Annotated in this window: 14 protein-coding genes and 1 pseudogene; 9 read left to right on the top strand and 6 right to left on the bottom strand. The window is 46.4% G+C overall.

Translation table 11 applies throughout. The annotated features are described in order from the left end of the window. Positions 1–40 precede the first annotated feature (40 nt). The 7 genes and pseudogenes from AC566Q_RS11475 to AC566Q_RS11445 form a co-directional block, all read left to right on the top strand. On the top strand, positions 41–919 hold the full coding sequence (locus tag AC566Q_RS11475) for a kinase (protein ID WP_105933226.1): 879 nt from the start codon (positions 41–43) through the stop codon (positions 917–919). Continuing rightward, on the top strand, positions 919–1,743 hold the full coding sequence (locus AC566Q_RS11470) for an HAD-IIB family hydrolase (RefSeq protein ID WP_499616788.1): 825 nt from the start codon (positions 919–921) through the stop codon (positions 1,741–1,743). Before AC566Q_RS11475 ends, AC566Q_RS11470 begins: the two co-directional genes overlap by 1 nt. A gap of 8 nt (positions 1,744–1,751) precedes the next feature. Continuing rightward, entirely contained in the window at positions 1,752–2,975 is a 1,224-nt protein-coding gene (locus AC566Q_RS11465) for a glycosyltransferase family protein (protein ID WP_105933224.1), read from the top strand. Positions 2,976–2,978: 3 nt separating this feature from the next. Further along, entirely contained in the window at positions 2,979–4,757 is a 1,779-nt protein-coding gene (locus AC566Q_RS11460; protein WP_105933223.1) for a sugar phosphorylase, read from the top strand. A 414-nt stretch (positions 4,758–5,171) separates the two neighbouring features. Further along, complete coding sequence (locus AC566Q_RS11455) at positions 5,172–5,933, top strand: IS110 family RNA-guided transposase (RefSeq protein WP_499616786.1); 762 nt, start codon at positions 5,172–5,174, stop codon at positions 5,931–5,933. Positions 5,934–6,007: 74 nt separating this feature from the next. Next, positions 6,008–7,417, top strand: coding sequence for an IS66 family transposase (gene tnpC, locus AC566Q_RS11450; protein WP_499616784.1), 1,410 nt, complete (start codon positions 6,008–6,010; stop codon positions 7,415–7,417). An 18-nt stretch (positions 7,418–7,435) separates the two neighbouring features. Continuing rightward, positions 7,436–7,747, top strand: a pseudogene (locus AC566Q_RS11445) (transposase); the annotation flags it as partial. A 271-nt stretch (positions 7,748–8,018) separates the two neighbouring features. On the opposite strand, the gene AC566Q_RS11440 reads toward AC566Q_RS11445, so the two are convergent. The 6 genes from AC566Q_RS11440 to AC566Q_RS11415 all read right to left on the bottom strand — a co-directional run bounded on the left by AC566Q_RS11440 (position 8,019) and on the right by AC566Q_RS11415 (position 13,169). Next, positions 8,019–8,480 carry a hypothetical protein gene (locus tag AC566Q_RS11440; RefSeq protein ID WP_499616781.1) on the bottom strand — a complete coding sequence of 154 codons (462 nt, stop codon included), beginning with the start codon at positions 8,478–8,480 and terminating at the stop codon, positions 8,019–8,021. 236 nt (positions 8,481–8,716) lie between these two features. Further along, the gene (locus tag AC566Q_RS11435) at positions 8,717–9,673 is read right to left on the bottom strand and encodes an IS1595-like element ISAma5 family transposase (protein WP_499608136.1); all 957 of its coding nucleotides are present in this window, start codon (positions 9,671–9,673) and stop codon (positions 8,717–8,719) included. 881 nt (positions 9,674–10,554) lie between these two features. Continuing rightward, positions 10,555–11,166 (bottom strand): cation efflux transmembrane domain-containing protein, encoded by a 612-nt coding sequence (locus AC566Q_RS11430; RefSeq protein WP_499616779.1) that lies wholly within the window; start codon positions 11,164–11,166, stop codon positions 10,555–10,557. A gap of 108 nt (positions 11,167–11,274) precedes the next feature. Continuing rightward, the gene (locus AC566Q_RS11425) at positions 11,275–11,715 is read right to left on the bottom strand and encodes a GNAT family N-acetyltransferase (protein WP_491047129.1); all 441 of its coding nucleotides are present in this window, start codon (positions 11,713–11,715) and stop codon (positions 11,275–11,277) included. A gap of 210 nt (positions 11,716–11,925) precedes the next feature. Further along, positions 11,926–12,633, bottom strand: coding sequence for a GGDEF domain-containing protein (locus AC566Q_RS11420; RefSeq protein WP_499616776.1), 708 nt, complete (start codon positions 12,631–12,633; stop codon positions 11,926–11,928). Next, entirely contained in the window at positions 12,630–13,169 is a 540-nt protein-coding gene (locus AC566Q_RS11415; RefSeq protein ID WP_105933213.1) for a hypothetical protein, read from the bottom strand. Before AC566Q_RS11415 ends, AC566Q_RS11420 begins: the two co-directional genes overlap by 4 nt. 173 nt (positions 13,170–13,342) lie before the next feature. Between AC566Q_RS11415 and AC566Q_RS11410 the strand changes: the two genes are divergently transcribed. Beyond that, positions 13,343–13,642 carry a hypothetical protein gene (locus tag AC566Q_RS11410; protein WP_105933212.1) on the top strand — a complete coding sequence of 100 codons (300 nt, stop codon included), beginning with the start codon at positions 13,343–13,345 and terminating at the stop codon, positions 13,640–13,642. 128 nt (positions 13,643–13,770) lie between these two features. After that, a complete protein-coding gene (locus tag AC566Q_RS11405) occupies positions 13,771–17,379 on the top strand; it encodes an FG-GAP repeat domain-containing protein (RefSeq protein WP_499616773.1) in 3,609 nt (1,202 codons plus the stop codon). The last annotated feature ends 133 nt before the right edge of the window (positions 17,380–17,512 follow it).

The raw sequence follows: 17,512 nt of genomic DNA, 5'->3' as shown, positions 1-17,512 counted from the left end.
CAAGTATGCTGTGCGAATCATCAATAACTAAGGCAGCTTTATGGACATTTCTACATTTCTTGCGGCGCATCAACTTCCAGAGAGCTACCGCGACATTGCACAAAAATGGTTCATCCCATTGGCAGATGAAATCCATGAGCACCAAGATAGTGCAAAGAAGCCATTCTTCGTTGGTGTTAATGGTTGCCAAGGCTCGGGAAAATCAACGCTGTGCGACTTTTTAGTGTTTTATCTGAGCGAGTTTAAAAAGCTCAATGTGGTGTCGTTATCGCTGGATGATTTTTATCTGGATAAATCAAGCCGCAATGCGCTGGCTATAAAAGTGCACCCGTTACTGGCTACCCGGGGCGTACCCGGCACCCACGATGTATCACTGGCGCAAACGACATTCGACCGCTTACGAGGCTATGGCACTGTCTCGATTCCACGTTTTAATAAAGCCATTGACAACCCATTTCCGGTAGTTGAGTGGCCGGTTATCCACTCACCACCAGACATAGTACTGGTAGAGGGCTGGTGTTGGGGCGTAAAACCGCAAACCAAAGCTAAGCTGGCGGAACCGGTTAACGCACTGGAGCATGATGAAGATCCACTTGGCACCTGGCGCAATTACGTTAACAAACAGTTGGCGGATTCTTACCAGGCCCTGTTTGAACAAATGTCTTTTTGGGTAATGCTGAAAGCGCCCTCTTTTGATCAGGTATATAACTGGCGAAAAGAGCAGGAACACAAACTGGCTGCTAAACTGGGTTCATCTGAAGCGCACAGTGGCATTATGACCGACCTGGAAATCGAACGGTTTATACAGCATTATCAACGCTTAACAGAACAAAGTCTGGAAACATTGCCGCCGCAGTGTAATTACGTTTACCATCTGGACGAAACCCGTCAAATCACTCATGTAGAAAAGGCTGTTTAATGGATCAATCAAGTACTGTGATCTTTACTGACATGGACGGCACGTTGCTGGATCACCATACCTATAGTTTTGCCGCCGCTCAGCCCACGCTGGATGCTCTTTCGGCACGCGGAGTACCGGTGATACCCAATACCAGTAAAACCTTTGCAGAGATGACCGAGCTACGGGAAAAGATCGGTTTGAACGGCCCATTCGTGGTGGAGAACGGTGCAGCTGCTTATATTCCACACGGATTTTTTAAACAAAAACCGGCAGGTACCATCTGGCAGGACGGTTTTTGGTGTAAGTCCTTTATTTCGTCAAAGGGCTACTGGTTAAAATTACTTGAAATCGTTAAAGCAGATTTTGCGGGTGAATTTACTCATTTTAGCGAAATGAGCACCGAAGATTTAATGGCTGCCACCGGTTTGAGCGAGGATGAAGCCCGCTTAGCAGCCAAACGCCAATTTGGCGAACCGGTAATGTGGCTTGGTAGTGATATTCGCAAAGCCGAGTTTATCGAGTCAGTCAGAGAACGTGGCGCAACTCCGCTGGAAGGCGGGCGTTTCATCCATATTTCCGGAGACTGTACTAAAGGTAAGGCACTAAGCTGGTTTATGGAGGAGTATCGGCGTCAATCGGCGGTTACTGCAACGTCTATTGCATTAGGCGATGGCAAAAATGACATCGCCATGATGGAAGCTGCCGATATTGCCGTGCGCATCGCGTCACCCACCCATGAGCCTCCCCCACTGGATAAAAAAGATAACGTATATACCAGCACAAAACTTGGCCCTGAGGGCTGGACAGAAACGCTTACACAATTGCTTTCATTGAAAGATTAGGAGGACACATGGCCGATTTTTACCAAAATGGTGTCGTGACAACGCTACACAATCTCGCCAGCCGCTCGACCGAAGCACTCGAAGCTGAGCTGTTACGCTTTTCTCAGAAACGTCCGATGGCACTTATCTTGCCATCACTGTTTTCAGAGCTTGAAGGACCGGCATTGGGCCACATCGTTGATGAACTAACGAATGTCCCTTATCTGTCTGAAATTGTTATCGGACTTGACCGCGCCAACCTGGAGCAATACCGCCATGCCCAGGGCTTTTTCAGCCGCCTGCCACAGCACCACCGTATTTTGTGGAATGATGGCCCACGTTTAAAAGCCATTGACGAAGAGCTTCAGGCGCTTGACCTGGCGCCTAAGGAATTGGGTAAAGGCCGCAATGTCTGGTATTGCATGGGCTATATCCTGGCCTCAAACAAAGCCGAATCCGTGGCGCTACACGATTGCGATATTATTACCTATAACCGCGACTTACTAGCGCGCCTGATATACCCGGTTGCCAACCCACAGTTTAACTATGAGTTTTGTAAGGGCTATTACGCCCGGGTCGCCGACGGGAAAATCAACGGCCGTGTATCACGCTTACTGGTAACGCCACTGCTGCGCGCACTTAAACGTACGCTGGGTGACAACGAATACATCGAATTTATGGACAGCTTCCGCTACCCGTTAGCCGGTGAGTTCTCCTTCCGTCGCGATGTACTTAATGATATTCGCATCCCGAGTGACTGGGGTCTGGAAATTGGCGTGCTTTCAGAAATGCACCGTAATTATTCGCACAACCGTTTATGTCAGGCGGATATCGCCGAAACCTACGACCATAAACACCAGGATCTGTCGCTGAATAACGAACAAGGCGGCTTGTCTAAAATGTCTATCGACATTACCAAAGCCCTGTTCCGTAAGTTAGCGACCCAGGGGCAATCATTCAGCAATGAAATGTTCCGTTCAATTAAAGCCACTTACTATCGGATCGCACTGGACTTTATTGAGACTTATCACAACGATGCGGTTATGAATGGCCTGACACTGGATATTCATAGCGAAGAAAAAGCGGTGGAGATGTTTGCCAGTAATATTATGAAAGCCGGTCAGCATTTCCTGGAAAATCCAATGGAAACGCCATTTATTCCAAGCTGGAACCGAGTAACCAGTGCGGTACCCGACATTCTTGATCGCCTGCTCGAAGCGGTTGAAGCTGACACAGAAGAATTTAAAGGATAATCAATGACAAAACGCTGGGATTACTTACACGAAAAAATTAGTCATCATCTTCAGTTTATTTATGCAGATGTGGTCACCAACACGCCAATTGGCGTGCTGGCCACAGAGCTGATGAATACGATCGGTCTGAACCAGGAAGATGACATAGTGATCCCCGAGCCGCACCAAAACTACTGGGATGAGCAGGATATCGTGATGATCACCTACGGCGACAGCGTGATCAATGAACACGAGTCACCCTTGTTTACGCTGTTCAGGTTTTTACATACCTACTGCAAAAACACGGTTAACAAGGTCCATATCCTGCCCTTCTTCCCGTTTAGCTCTGATGACGGCTTTTCGGTAATAAACTACTCAAGTGTCAACGAGTCACTAGGCACCTGGTCAGATGTACACCGCATCGCGGCAGAATACGGCTTGATGTTTGACTTGGTGATTAACCACTGCTCCTCGCGCAGTATGTGGTTTGACAACTTTATTAAAGGCGAAGGCCCGGGCAGCGACTTCTTTTTAACAGCCGATCCCACGGCAGATTTAACCGATGTGACCCGCCCGCGCACCAGCCCGTTACTGCGTGAAACAGAAACGGCAAACGGCACCCAGCACGTATGGTGTACATTCAGCCACGACCAGGTGGATTTTGACTTTAAAAATCCCAAGGTACTGATCACCTTTATTCAAATCATCAAACATTACATTGATAATGGCGCCAAGTTATTCCGCCTGGATGCAGTGGCCTTCTTATGGAAGATCATCGGCACCAAGTGCATTAACCTGCCACAAACCCATGAAGTAATACGCCTGATGAGAACGCTGATTGAACATGTGGATCCCAGTATTATTATTATTACTGAGACCAACATTCCCAATCGCGAGAACCTGACCTATTTTGGTAACGCTAACGAAGCCCATGCGATTTATAACTTCTCGCTACCGCCGCTGTTGGTGAATACCATGGTCACCGGTGACTGTACTTATCTTAAAAGTTGGATGATGAGTATGCCGCCGGCACAAAACGGCACCACCTACTTTAACTTTATTGCCTCCCACGACGGCATTGGGTTACGCCCTGCAGAAGGCCTGCTGAGTGACGAGGAAATAGGGACACTGGTACAGTCGATGCAAAACTTTGGCGGCCGCATTTCGTGGCGTTCCAGTGAGCATGGCCAACAAAAGCCTTACGAAATCAACATTACGTTGTTTGATGCCATGCAAGGTACGGTAAAGGGCCCGGATAAATTCCAGGTCGACCGTTTCTTGTGTGCACATGCCATGATGCTTGGTATGGAAGGTATACCAGGGCTTTATATTCACAGCTTATTGGGTACGTCCAACGACTACGATAAAGTGGCCAATACCGGCCAGAATCGTTCAATTAATCGCAAACGCTGGGATTACTCAGAATTGGAATCACAGCTGGACTCACCTTATTCGCAACATCACAAGGTGCTGACGCGGTTATCGCAGTTGATCCGCATTCGTAAGGCTCAGGAAGCTTTTCACCCTAACGCTACGCAGTTTACCTTACAGTTGGGTCCGTCACTGTTTGGTTACTGGCGTCAAAGCCTGAATCGCAGACAAAGCATTTTCTGTATTTCTAACGTGACTGATGAAGAACAATCTATTTTGTTATCCGATCTGAATCTGATTGGCACCGACAACTGGATTGATTTGATCACTCGCGACCAGATAGAAGATGTACTGGGCTTTGTGCAATTAAAGCCATACCAAACGGTTTGGCTCAGCAACATGGATTACGAAGAATACCGTAAAAGCCAATAGATAACGTAAAGGCTCCTCAGGGAGCCTTTATAATGTCTGGGATCGGCACTCCAATATCCTATTCCGGCTGATGCGACTCCAGTGCATCGAAAGTGCGGCCAATAATTTTATATAAATCCTGCTGGTTGAACGTATACGCCTGCTCGGTTTGCACCCGGTGAACAAACACCACGCTTAGTTGATAGCCCTGGACACAAAAACAACCAATGGCGGTGGGTCGCTAAAACAAGAAAAGATACCGGCGTTAACACTGCCCCGATCTTTTATTTTTGAATGGATTAACAAATGGGGGCTAACACCCCAACTTTGGGGCACAAATACATGGGCTAAAATAACGAGATAATTGGACTCCCCCAACTCATTGAGCTGGGTTAATATTTTAGTTCTCACACAAAAAATATTATGGAGTCCAACATGCACAATATAATCACAGGTGTTGATTTAGCGAAAGAAGAAATTCAGGTTTGCGTTTGCAAACGCAACAAGGTGCAGTCTAATCTGGCAATGACACCGACAGAATTTGGTTCTTGGCTAGCGTCGTCAAAACCAATGATAATTGTTTTTGAAGCATGTAGTACCTCAAACTATTGGAAGCAAAAAGCATTGGAATACGGGCATGATGCTCGATTAATTTCAGCAAAACTTGTTGCCAGTGTGAGACAAAACCAAAAAACAGATAAAAACGATGCTTTAGCGGTTGCGCAGGCCGCGCAACTCACAGATGTGTCGTTTATTAACGGTAAGTCAAAGGAACAGCAAGAGCTTCAAACCTTAGTTCGTCTGCGAGAGCTGGCCATCAAACATAAAGTCGCAATGCAACAACAAATAAAATCCTTATTGTTAGAGTTTAATATCCGTGTGTCATCCAGTCAGGGTGGGTTAAATGGTGTTGTTGAAAATGTTCTGGAAGATGCTGAAAACGGTTTTTCAATGATTTTTAGGCAAGCCCTGAATACAAGCTGGAAACAACTCCAACGGAGTATCGAATCAATAAAGCAGTACGATTTATATATAGAAAAAGCAGCAAACGAACACGAAACATGTAAATCACTACAGGCCTTAGAGGGTGTTGGCCCGTTAAACGCTGTGAACCTTTACATGGCACTGGGTTGTGGAGAGATGGGGCAATTTAAAAAAGGTCGCGATGCATGTAACCGTTCACCAGGGCCCTATTGACAGTTAGTAATATTTATTTTCAATGATCGTGGGGATCCTATTGATTGATCCCGCCAGTCTGTCAGAGTGGTCTCATGCCACGTAAAAAGCAGCCCACAAAGCCACCCGTCGCTACTAATCTCGATGATGCCAATGAGCTCATTAGTTCACTCTGGGACAGGCTAAATGACCTCGAAGACCGACTGAATCAGAACAGTCGTAATTCATCGCGCCCGCCATCGTCTAATGGTCCGAGTGTAGCTTCATCTGCGCCAGCTAAAAAGCCGACGGGCCGTAAGCGCGGTGCGCAATCCGGCCATAAAGGTAGTAAGCGGATGCTGGCCGATACCGTTGATGAGACGCGCACCTATTATCCCGACGATACTTGTGCTTGCGGTGGTGACATTGCTATCAATGATTCCCCTTATCGTCGGCATCAGGTATTTGATATTCCCAGCCAGGCATTCTCTGTAGTCGAACATCAGTTGCATCAGGGCCAGTGTTGTCAGTGCAGCAAAACGGTAAAAGCAACGCTACCTGACAACGTGAATCAGGGGCAGATGGGAAATAACCTGCTAGCCTATGTGGCAATGCAGTCGGGGCAGTTTCACCAGAGTATCAGTAAAATCCAGCAGCAGCTCGAGCAAAACTTCGGTTTATCGTTCAGTCGCGGTGCTATCTCTGAAGCACAAGGCCGCGTCAGTGCGGTGCTGACGCCTGCCTATCAGGATATTAAAGAGACTATGCATAATGAGGCAGTGGTTCATTGTGATGAAACCCGCCATCAGCGCGGCAACGAAAACCGCTGGATGTGGCAAGTATGCACAGCTGAATTGTCTTGCTTTATGACACACTTCTCTCGCGGCGCCTGGGCAGCGAAGAAATTACTGGGCGATAATCCAGAAAACATTGTTGTGACTGACCAGTATGCCGGCTATCACTACATTGATGCAGACCACCGACAATTATGTTGGGCGCATATCTTAAGAAATATGAATGCGCTGGCGGAAAGCTGGGGCACGAATAAAATCTACGGTACAGTATTGGTCAGGCTCATCCGCCTGTTGTTCCGGCTGCAACACCGGTTTGAAGGTAACAAACTGAGTGAAAAGCGATACCGGGACCGGATGGAAAAACTCCGCATCGCCTGGCGAGAGCAACTTGAACTGGCATCAAGACGCTGTGTGACTCCCCGCTATCAGAACCGGTGTAAACTGCTGCTGAAACACGATGAGATGTGCTGGGTATTCCTCAAGAATGAATGCGTGCCCCTGACCAATAATGAAGCAGAACGCTCATTGCGTAGCTATGTACTGTGGCGAAAAGGCAGCTATGGCGTGTGGTCACATCGGGGCGAACTGTTCAGACAGCGCATCCTGACCATTGTTGAAACCTGCCGAAAACAAAAGTTGAATCCTCTGAAATGGATCCGGGCAATACTTGCTGCGACGCTGAATAAAACCACCTATCCTCTGCTCAACGACTTTAAAGCTGCCTGTCAATAGGGCCCTGGTGAACGGTTACGCGATGCATCTGCTTGTATTGGTTTAACACCCATTCAGCATTCATCAGGCGGTAAAGTGAAATTAGGCTCGGTGGGCAAGTACGTTAAAAACAATATGCTCCGAAGTTGTTTAGTTAGCGGTGCGATGTCGGCAGTTAATCAGGCAATGAGACGACCAGCAAAAACCAAAAAAGAGAGGTGGATCCAGCAGATGGTTGAACGTAGGGGTAAGCGCTGTACAGCGGTCGCATTGGCGAATAAAACAGTTAGAACGGCATTCGCGATGTTAGCGAATGGAACAGAGTACAAAGCAGAACTATTGGCCGCTTAATCGAGGTTGTTGCCAACAACACAAATGCTCAATAAAAGATGAAAATCAGCTTGTTTAGTCAGTGCTTCGCTCAGAGCTTCGAGCTCGCTATCGAGATTTGACAACAAGTCCGCGTAAATATCATAGAGCCTGGAGTAGCTTCCCAATTAGAGCTCGTACATAAGCACGCATTAATTCTTCAATTGACCGCTAATGTTGTTGACAAAGGGGGAGTCCACATAAGCGAAGCGACTGAGCCTACGTGTATTTGTCCCAGCCCGCTTGCGGGCGACTACAGTGGATTGTTATGCCTTTTTACCCCTAAAAAGCTCCAGATTGAGAAGCCGACAACAACCATAAATAGTAACGCACCCGCTGAAGTTGATTTACCTACAAATTCATTTTGTGAATAAATCTGACTACCGTTTATAGATACCTCTACTACTTTGCCAGAAATTGGTGAATCTTTGAAATAGCTAAAGGATACGGATTTACCAATAATTGTGCTTTCTCTATTCCCTGAGCATCCTGTCCGATAGGCAAACTTTTTAATAACATGAAATTTTGTCTCATCGCCTTTAACTTGAAAAAATGGCCTTGCGTATTTACCAGTGGGACATTCGGCATAATCAATGTGCTGTGCTAAAAGGTACTCTATTGGTTTCTGTACGGGATCACCGTACATCATTTTTACGGAAAGAACTCCGAGCAAAACTAAAAAGACAACTTTAAAAATGAGAACTAATTTTTTCATTTACCTGAGGCATAACACCTAGCACACGGGCAATAGCGAAGGGCCACTTTTTTGCGCTCTTTGCAAAAAAGGGGAACTGCGCGTTATTGTCCGGTGCTGCGCCTTGTTAGCCCTAACACTGAACGTTCGCAGCTTTGCTGCCCTGCACCAAGATGTTTGCATTTCTTAACTGCCCTTCCCTGATTTGCTTTTACCTTAAACAACCAACAGAAAAACAACAACTGATTTTTACATGGCTATGTTCGGATTAACTGTTGTTGAATCGAAAAGAGCCTGTTTCCGTTAAGGTTTTCTGGGTTATCCATAAACCTGAACCAACCAAGGTAATGTTCTAGGTATTTTGTGGCTACTCCGTGAAACCGTTTTATCCACGCTTTCAGACGACTGTGATAGGCGTTAACATTTTGAATATGAAAGACTTTATCTATCACCTTAACACCTCCCGCCACGTCTAAGCGCTTGTGTATTAAATCATTTTTCTCAGAAAGAGCTATGTAGGGCTTATATCCATCACTACATAACACACTGTCTTTCTCTAATTTTCCTGCTAGCTCCTGATGCAGAGTTGCCGATGTAACACTTGGCACAACGGCCTCATACGTATTCTTGGCTCTGTCTCTGACCGTTAAAACGGGCACCCAGTCATCTTTTGAACGCCCTCGTTTTTTCGCTTTCATCCCTCTTTTGCGGGGCTGACGAGTCATCCGTTTTGAGCCTTTCTCTGAGTAGGGAAAAAGTGTTTCGTCAGCCTCGATAATACCTTCTAGTTTGCTCGCCTTCAGTGCTGATGGTAGCGCTAGGAATCGATGCCGCCACCTGAACGATGTTTCAAGGTGGAGACCACATTCTTCGGCACATTTACGCAATGGCTTACTGTCCAGCATACAGCGAATATATTCTAACCAAAGCTCTTTGTACCTCAGTCGAGCTAGCGGTGTCGCCGTTGTCGCTACAAAGGTTTTGCCGCAGTTCTTGCAGCGATAACGCTGCATCTTGTTTACCTTGCCGTGCCGATTGATCAGTGAGCTATGGCAGTGCGGACATTCAGGGTTTTCAACCATCCGCTCCTCAAGCTCTGTTATCAACTGTGAGACGCTATCAGTGCCTTTCAGCAGCTTCTCAACATAACGGGTTTGGCTATCTGTTAAGTGTTCTAACTCGGCTATAAGCTTTCTAAATTGTGCTGGGAGCATAATCAACCCTCAATAACTGTATCCATATACAGTATAGCAACAATTTAGCAGAACATAGCCTTTTACATTAACCATTTGCTAGAACTGAAAAAACTGCGTTGCCAATTAAGCTGAGAATTGCACGTTACGATTGCTGATAAAAGCACTTCTTGCTTACAGCGAAAGATTGCCCGCGTCGCGCAAACCACGGGAAAAAATGACCACGCTTAGTTGATAGCCCTGGACACAAAAACAACCAATGGCGGTGGGTCGCTAAAACAAGAAAAGATACCGGCGTTAACACTGCCCCGATCTTTTATTTTTGAATGGATTAACGAATGGGGGCTAACACCTAGCACACGGGCAATAGCGAAGGGCCACTTTTTTGCGCTCTTTGCAAAAAAGGGGAACTGCGCGTTATTGTCCCGTGCTGCGCTTTGTTAGCCCCAACACTGAACCCTCGCAGCTCTGCTGCCCTGCACCAAGATGTTTGCATTACTTAATTGCCCTTCCCTGATTTGCATTTACCTTAAACAACCCCCAGAAAAACAACAACTGATTTTTGCAGCAACCATTTGCCGGAACTGATAAAGCTGCGTTGCCAATGAACCATAGAATTGCGCTATACGATTGCAGATAAAAGCACCGGCCGCTCAAGGAAACACTGCCCGCGCCGCGCAAACCACGGGAAGAAACGCCCTTGATTAGTTGATAGCCCTGGACGCAAAAATAACCAATGTCGGTGGGACGCTAAAACAAGTTGAGATACCGGCGTTAACACTGCCCCGATCTTTTATTTTTGCAACAATTAACGAATGGGGGCTAACGCCTGCCTTCAGCCGCCCACTTGGAGCGAATGACCGAAGGGAAGTAGCGGAAAGTGGGTCGGCTGCAAGGCATTGTTAGGTAACAATTTCTTGGGATTTGGTTGCTTTGGCATCTTTAAGAATTTTTATGCCGCCTCTGACTACTACGGCGGATATTATTGCCCCGATAACTAAATCTGGGTATCTACTACCGAGGAGCCAAACGAGAGCGCCAGAACAGATGACGCCAACGTTAGCAATTACGTCATTTGTGGAGAATATCCAGGATGCTCGCATGTGAACCCCGCCGTCTCGGTGCTTGGATATGAGCATTAGGCAGGCTACGTTAGCTATTAGCGCTAGAAGCCCGACAGCCATGATGAGCATGCTTTGAGGTTCGCTTACATAGAGTGAGCGACGCACAACCTCAAAAAGGACTCCAAGACCGAGAATGATTTGGAGTACACCGCTTACACTTGCTGCTTTTGCTTGCTGAGAAATGCCTTTACCTACGACGTAAAGTGATATTCCGTAAACGGTAGCATCCGCTAGCATGTCCAATGAATCTGCGATAAGGCCGGTTGATTGGGCGTAGAAGCCTAACGCAGCCTCAACCACGAACATTACCCCATTGATAGAAAGAAGATAGGCCAGAGTAGTTCTTTCTAGCTTCTCTGCTTGCTCTGCGCCGCAGCCGCAATCTGACATTGGTTTGATTCCTCTTTGAGGGTGGGACTTGTTACCTAACGCCCACATAAAAGGCGGAGCGTCAGCGACGTCCAGCGCAACGTAGTGGAGCGATTTTTAATGTGCTTGTTATGAGTTTTTAGCCTGTAGAACATAATATTTCTTTTTAAAACCAAACTTCTCATAAAATTTGAATACCGACTCATTACCTTCGGCAACATATATATTAATTTCGGAACAATCGTGACTGTTCAACCAATTGATAGCATGAGTCGTTAACTCATTGCCAATATTCTTTCCTTGGTACTCCGGCAGTAAAAAAAGCGAATCAATCTCACCCGAACTTTTGTTCACAGAAGATACGCAATACCCAACGATATGATCATCGTTCTTTGCTACGAATACTGCTAGCTTTTCATTTTCAAGCAATCGTTTACGGCACCTTTCAAAAGAATATGAAGTTACATCACCCTTAAACTGACATGACGATCTAGCATGGTGCATGTTTAACTCATGCCAAAGTTCACCAATTTCCTCAATTTTACTTATTGGTAACTCCACGATTTCCATCAACACTTACTCATAACAATTTAATAGATTAAAAAAAGGTGTAATTAAATACGCCATTTTGGTATTTATTCTGCTCTATTCATTACACAAAGCTCTCATATAATCAACTAATTGCGTAATTACGCTGATTGATTTTGCTTTCTTTATCAGCAGAAATACACCGCTTTGGTTAATTAGTAAAACCTGGCAAATTGTGTTATCAAACCTGGGTTAGTTCATTACCGACTGATTTTTCCCTAAACGCTTCGCTTTATAAAGGTTGCTGTCGGCTATTTTAAATGCGCTGCTTAAAACCCCTTTTCGGGATGTCACATCCGATACATTCGGTGAATCAAGTACACTGGCCACGCCAACACTTATGGTGACATTTAAGGGTTCATCTACTCCAGGTACCTGATACGAGTTTGCGCTGATACTGATTACCAGGCGGCGGGATAACTCTTCTGCCGATTGCTTATTTTTTAATGCGGCATAAATCACAAATTCTTCGCCGCCAAAGCGGGCAATCATGTCTTCTTCCCGCAATGCGTCTTTTAGTCGGGCTGCCACATATTGCAGGACCACATCGCCGGAGTGATGGCCATACTCGTCGTTTATACGCTTAAAGTCATCAATATCCACTATCAGGATGTAACCCTGTAATTGGCGTTTATCGGCTATTCGACGCTCAAATCCCCGCCGATTAAGTACCTGGGTTAAAAAGTCTATCTGGGCTTCCTGTGCCTGGGATTCGAGTAAAGCGCGATGACGCTTGCCCTTGATGATCGACAGCACGTACAAACCACCCAGAAAAACCAGGTTAATAAACATTACCATGGCCAGCATCGTAGCGTGGGTGGCGATGGGTCGCCATACAGAGTCGGCATAACTGGTACATGAGCACAGGCCTCCGCTTAAAAGTACCATCCACCGGCTCATAATGCCTTCCTGCGTAAACAAAGGTAAGAGTCAAAAATTAACGCTAACAGAGAAAAATAGAGCACTGACAGTGCCCCTACCGCCGCTACGGGCCCGGTAAGTTTAACCGGAATACTAAACAGCAGTATGCACTTGGCCAATAAAAAGTGGGCCCAGCCTGCGCAAATTAACAACATAAAAACCTGCCGGCGGCTCAGCGCTTCGATGTTTTTATGGTAAGTGTAAAGGCCGGTAGTAAAAATAAGCAGTGATATGGCACTGTAACCGCCCAGAAACATTGCGGTATTGCCAGCTTCAGCTGATAGGCTGATTTGCCAGAAGTCCGGCAACGCTAACATGCTAATCACGTCAAGTTGAGTGAGTATTTGTATCAGTTCATCAAAGTGGATTGAGGTCACATTGTTTTCGTCTGCCAGGGAGAGAAAACGCACAAAAACAATAATGATAAAAACCGACAAACCAGCACAAAGCCAGAGTATTAACTGGTAGAGATGTGGATAAGGAGATAAAGACAACAACTTTAGTTTGTTTAACAAACCCGCCTTCCTGGCTTCAAGTTACTTTCACTACAACTAAAGTACTATTTTTCATCAAAATGTCAATGAAGTATCAACCTATTTGTACATCCTCAACATGCCATAATGTCTAAATCTGTAGGCATTGGTACTATTTTGCTATAAGTTAATGACTGGTAATTCGGGAGACTATCATGAGCACATATACTTTAAGCCCTTCAACCCAGCTATCATTCAAATATGTCGCCGCGGCTACGCTGGGTTTATTGCTCATCCCGTTTATTGCCAGTCTGGTAACGCCCGAGGTTAACTGGTCGGTCATGGATTTCGTCATTATGGGCAGTCTGATCTTTATTACCGGCAGTACCTTACTGATTACTTTCAGATACATAAAACGCCCGGCACGATTTATTACAGCCGGTCTCGTGTTATGCGCATTTCTTTATCTGTGGGTTGAGTTGGCAGTTGGGGTTTTCTTCAACCTTGGTAGTTAGTTAACTGTTTCTCACGGCGGGTAAATATTTATTACACCGTAATTGCAACCGGTAGCAAAATCTTATAATTTCTTCTCTGCAGTGTTGCCGTACCCCCTTCGGCAATGATTTTTACTCAGGGACGTAAAATGTTCAATTATACCAAGCACCTTGCCGTTGCCGGCGCGTCAATGATTTTGGCTGCCTGCGGTGGTGGCGGAGGTTCTGATTCCGGTGGTTCGGGTACCAGCCAGCCACCAGCACCAACACCCACTCAAATTATTGCTAACGCAAAAGATTATTCAGCCACGCAGCTCAATAATGCCGGACGCTCACTGGCTAATAGTTATTACACCGGCCAAACCACCGATGCCGCGCTCACGCCTGAATTTATCCAGCGAGTCGTGCTGGATATGTTTGGTGAGATAGATCAAACGCCAGTCAATATTCCATCGATTGCCGATGAAGATTTTACGTCTGAAGTCGGCAGTGATGGCAATGTAAATGCTACTTTTATGTGTAATAACGGCGGAACGGTTACTTATGATGGTAAAGTTAATGGCGACTTTTTAGGCAACTTAACGCTTCGCTATGCTAACTGTGAAAACGAAAACGACTGGGTTATGTCCGGCTCTGTGGCAGTAACGGTTACCGCTTTGAGCGATGAGGAAATTGCCTATACCGTTAATTTTGCCGGGTTAAACTGGACAATAGAAGGCCAGTCTGTAGCAATTTACGGCACGCAAACTCATACAGAAGCAGAAACAAACACTAATTACGCGGTAGAAACCACCCAGTACCTTACTTTTGATATGGGTGAAGTATCACTGCGAATGGATTCCCAGTCTGATATTTCCTATTCTTTTGATACCGGAGTGGTAAATTTTGATCTTTCCGGCGACCTGTATTTCAGCGATGCTGGCAAAGTAAACCTGGCCTTTACATCCAACGATGGCCTGCCACCCTATAGCTATGAAGGTTTATTAACCCTGATTGCCGACACAACCGTCACTGTGCAGGTAGAAGATAGTTACCTGTTGGTTAATCAAGACATCGATAACGACGGCACCATGGATACCGGTACGTATTTAGCGTCCTGGTCTGCGCTGATGTTTGATGATATCAGCAATGTAGACCTTGTCAGCCTGGACATTTTGTCACGCCCGCCTCAGGTTTATGGGGTAGACTGGCATTTCTATGAAGTGCTTGCAACAACCCCTGTACAGGTGTCACCAGGCTATTATTACGATCCGGATACCCCCGAAGAAGAGCTTGAAATTAGCTACAACTGGTACGTAAATGGTGTGCTACTGGAAGATCAGCACAGTAATGTTTTGCCAGCAGGTATCGTAGTACACAACGACACGCTGGAAGTTGCCATGGTGGTGTCTGATGGCGCTAACCACATTCAGGGCTATCTGACATATTTTGAGGTGGGCGACTCGCCTGCTCAGGTAGAACTGCAAAATGTCCCGGAAACAGTAAGTGCCGGATCACAGGTGCAGTTCACTGCGCGAATTGTCGATCCGGATGTACAGGGTTCGTCTTCAAATGCTTCGCTGGTTGCCGGCCCGGAAAATGCCAGTATTGATGAAGACGGCCTGATTTCCTGGGATGTGCCAGATAACTTCTTGTTTCCCCAGCAACGTTATGAATTTACCTTTGGCTGGCCTGATAACAGCAATACCGACACGCACAGTGTGAGTATTGAAGCCACATCAGATAACACCAATATGCTTGTTCGCAGTAGTATTGAAGTGCCTTACAGTAACGACTCACTGTGGGTGGCCGATTTCGACGGTGACGGCAATAATGAGCTCCTGACGACTGATTCGTCACGGGGAATCTCGCTTATCAATGTCACTGATACTGGTTACCAACAAAGCTGGATGTATGGTGGTGAACTCGGCGTAGATGGCGCTATCAAAAATGTCATGGCTGGCGACATTAATGGTGATGATAAGGCAGATATTGTGGTAGCGACAGCACACGGCGTTAGCACTATTACCGATCTGAACGGTTCGGCCAGTCCGGTTTATAGTAACAACAACCGCTATGTTATCGCGGCGCGTCTGGCAGATATCGATGGCGATAGTATTCCGGAGTTGTTTATCCTTTCTGGTGACGACGATTACAGCGATGCGGGTCGCCAACTCGATATACTGTCTTTTGCATCCCCTGCTACACCGCTGTTTACCTTCGATCTTGATGGTGCCGATGATTTTGCGGTAGCCAATGTGGATAACGATGGCGCCATGGAGCTTATTGTCAATACCGGCCTGGTTTACGATCTCGAAACCGGTGAAAACCAGTGGTACAACGGCTCTGGATTTAGCAGCGACCATGTGGCTGCTGGCGACATCAATGGCGACGGCGTCGCCGAAATCTTTGGTGCCAGCCGATGGGGAGCGGTGACTGTTTACGATGCCAGAGACCGTTCTCAGTTAGCCTCAATAGACGATTTAAATATTTGTGACCTGTATAGCTTCGATATCGATCAGGACAATAGAGACGAACTAATTACTGCGGATTGCCAGTGGGGTGAAATCTCCGCTTATTCCCTCAGCGGCAGTTCACTGGTAAACGATTGGCGCATCGATATGATCGATCATGGCGGGTTGTCTCTCACTGCCGGTGATGCCGATAACGATGGCGAATTGGAATTATTCTGGTCAACCGGGATTTCCACCACGGGTGAGGACATTCTGGCTTCTGCAGATATCACTAACGGTACACCCATAACCAATCAGCAGCGCGTAGCAGTAGAGCTAGATTACTTCACCGCCGCTGGCTGGGCCGATCTGTTACCTGGCGATGAGCGGGCGGTATTTTTCATCCCCAGCTCTTCAAGTGGCTACGATGGTGGCCGGATCCTCACCATGGATAGTGACGGTATTACTGCAGTGGGTGACGAATTATCCAGTAACTGGGATAACAGCGCCAGCGCCGTTACCGCTGACTTTAATAACGATGGTGCCGGCGATATTTTTGTCCCCACGACAGAGACCTACGATGGTGCCATTTCGGTTATTCAACTACACGATGGTACGGTGCAATGGTCTAATGCTGGTGATTACGACAGCGACATTGGTGTGATCAGGGCTATCGATATGAACAACGATGGCTACGACGATCTGGTTTACGAAGACAGTAATCAGATAAAAGCAGTGGATGTTCAAAATCAGCTGTTACTGGCCAGTTATACATTCAGCAACTATATCTCTGATTTCACGGCTTATCACGATGGCACGCAAAACGTCGCAATTGTCAGTTATGGTGAGCGACTGTCGCTGTTAACCCGCACCAGTTCGTCGTTTGCTGAGCAGAGCTTTATTGATCAGCGTTGTGATCGATTAGAACTGATTAACTACGACACCGACAGCATGCCTGAACTACTGTGCGTTTCTGATCTCAGACAGCTGTCTTATCATGACGAAACCTCAATCATCGTATTCGAACTTAACGATAATACCCTCACCGAAGTTCAGCGTACCACCGCTGGTGCCGTACTTGATGTTGTTGTGGATGTCTCCACCGAAAACGAGCAAGGCTGGTTCCTGGCCGTTCAGGAAGAAGGCGAAACTTACAACGCCAGTGATGTAAACCGGGTCGCTAAGTTTGACCACAACGGTTTTAAAATCTGGTCTGGCACTCAGCTTGTTGGTCAGCCAACCCGGCAGAGCATGCGCACCCGAATGGGTGATAATGGTCTTGAAATACTGTTAGGTACCAGCGCTGCCATGTACTGGTTACGTTAACTTAGCGTTAGTTAAACAGGTGCCTGCCCAGGGCAGGCACCTGTTTCCTGTCAAAATCCCGCAAATGGTTGGTTTCCCCAAAATAAATCTTTTCGCGCATAGCTAACCTACACATATCTGTTAGACTCTAAAT

It is taken from the genome of Alteromonas sp. H02 (assembly GCF_059682525.1).
The sequence above is the reverse complement of the archived record's forward strand: the minus strand, read 5'-3'. Positions and strand labels throughout refer to the sequence as shown.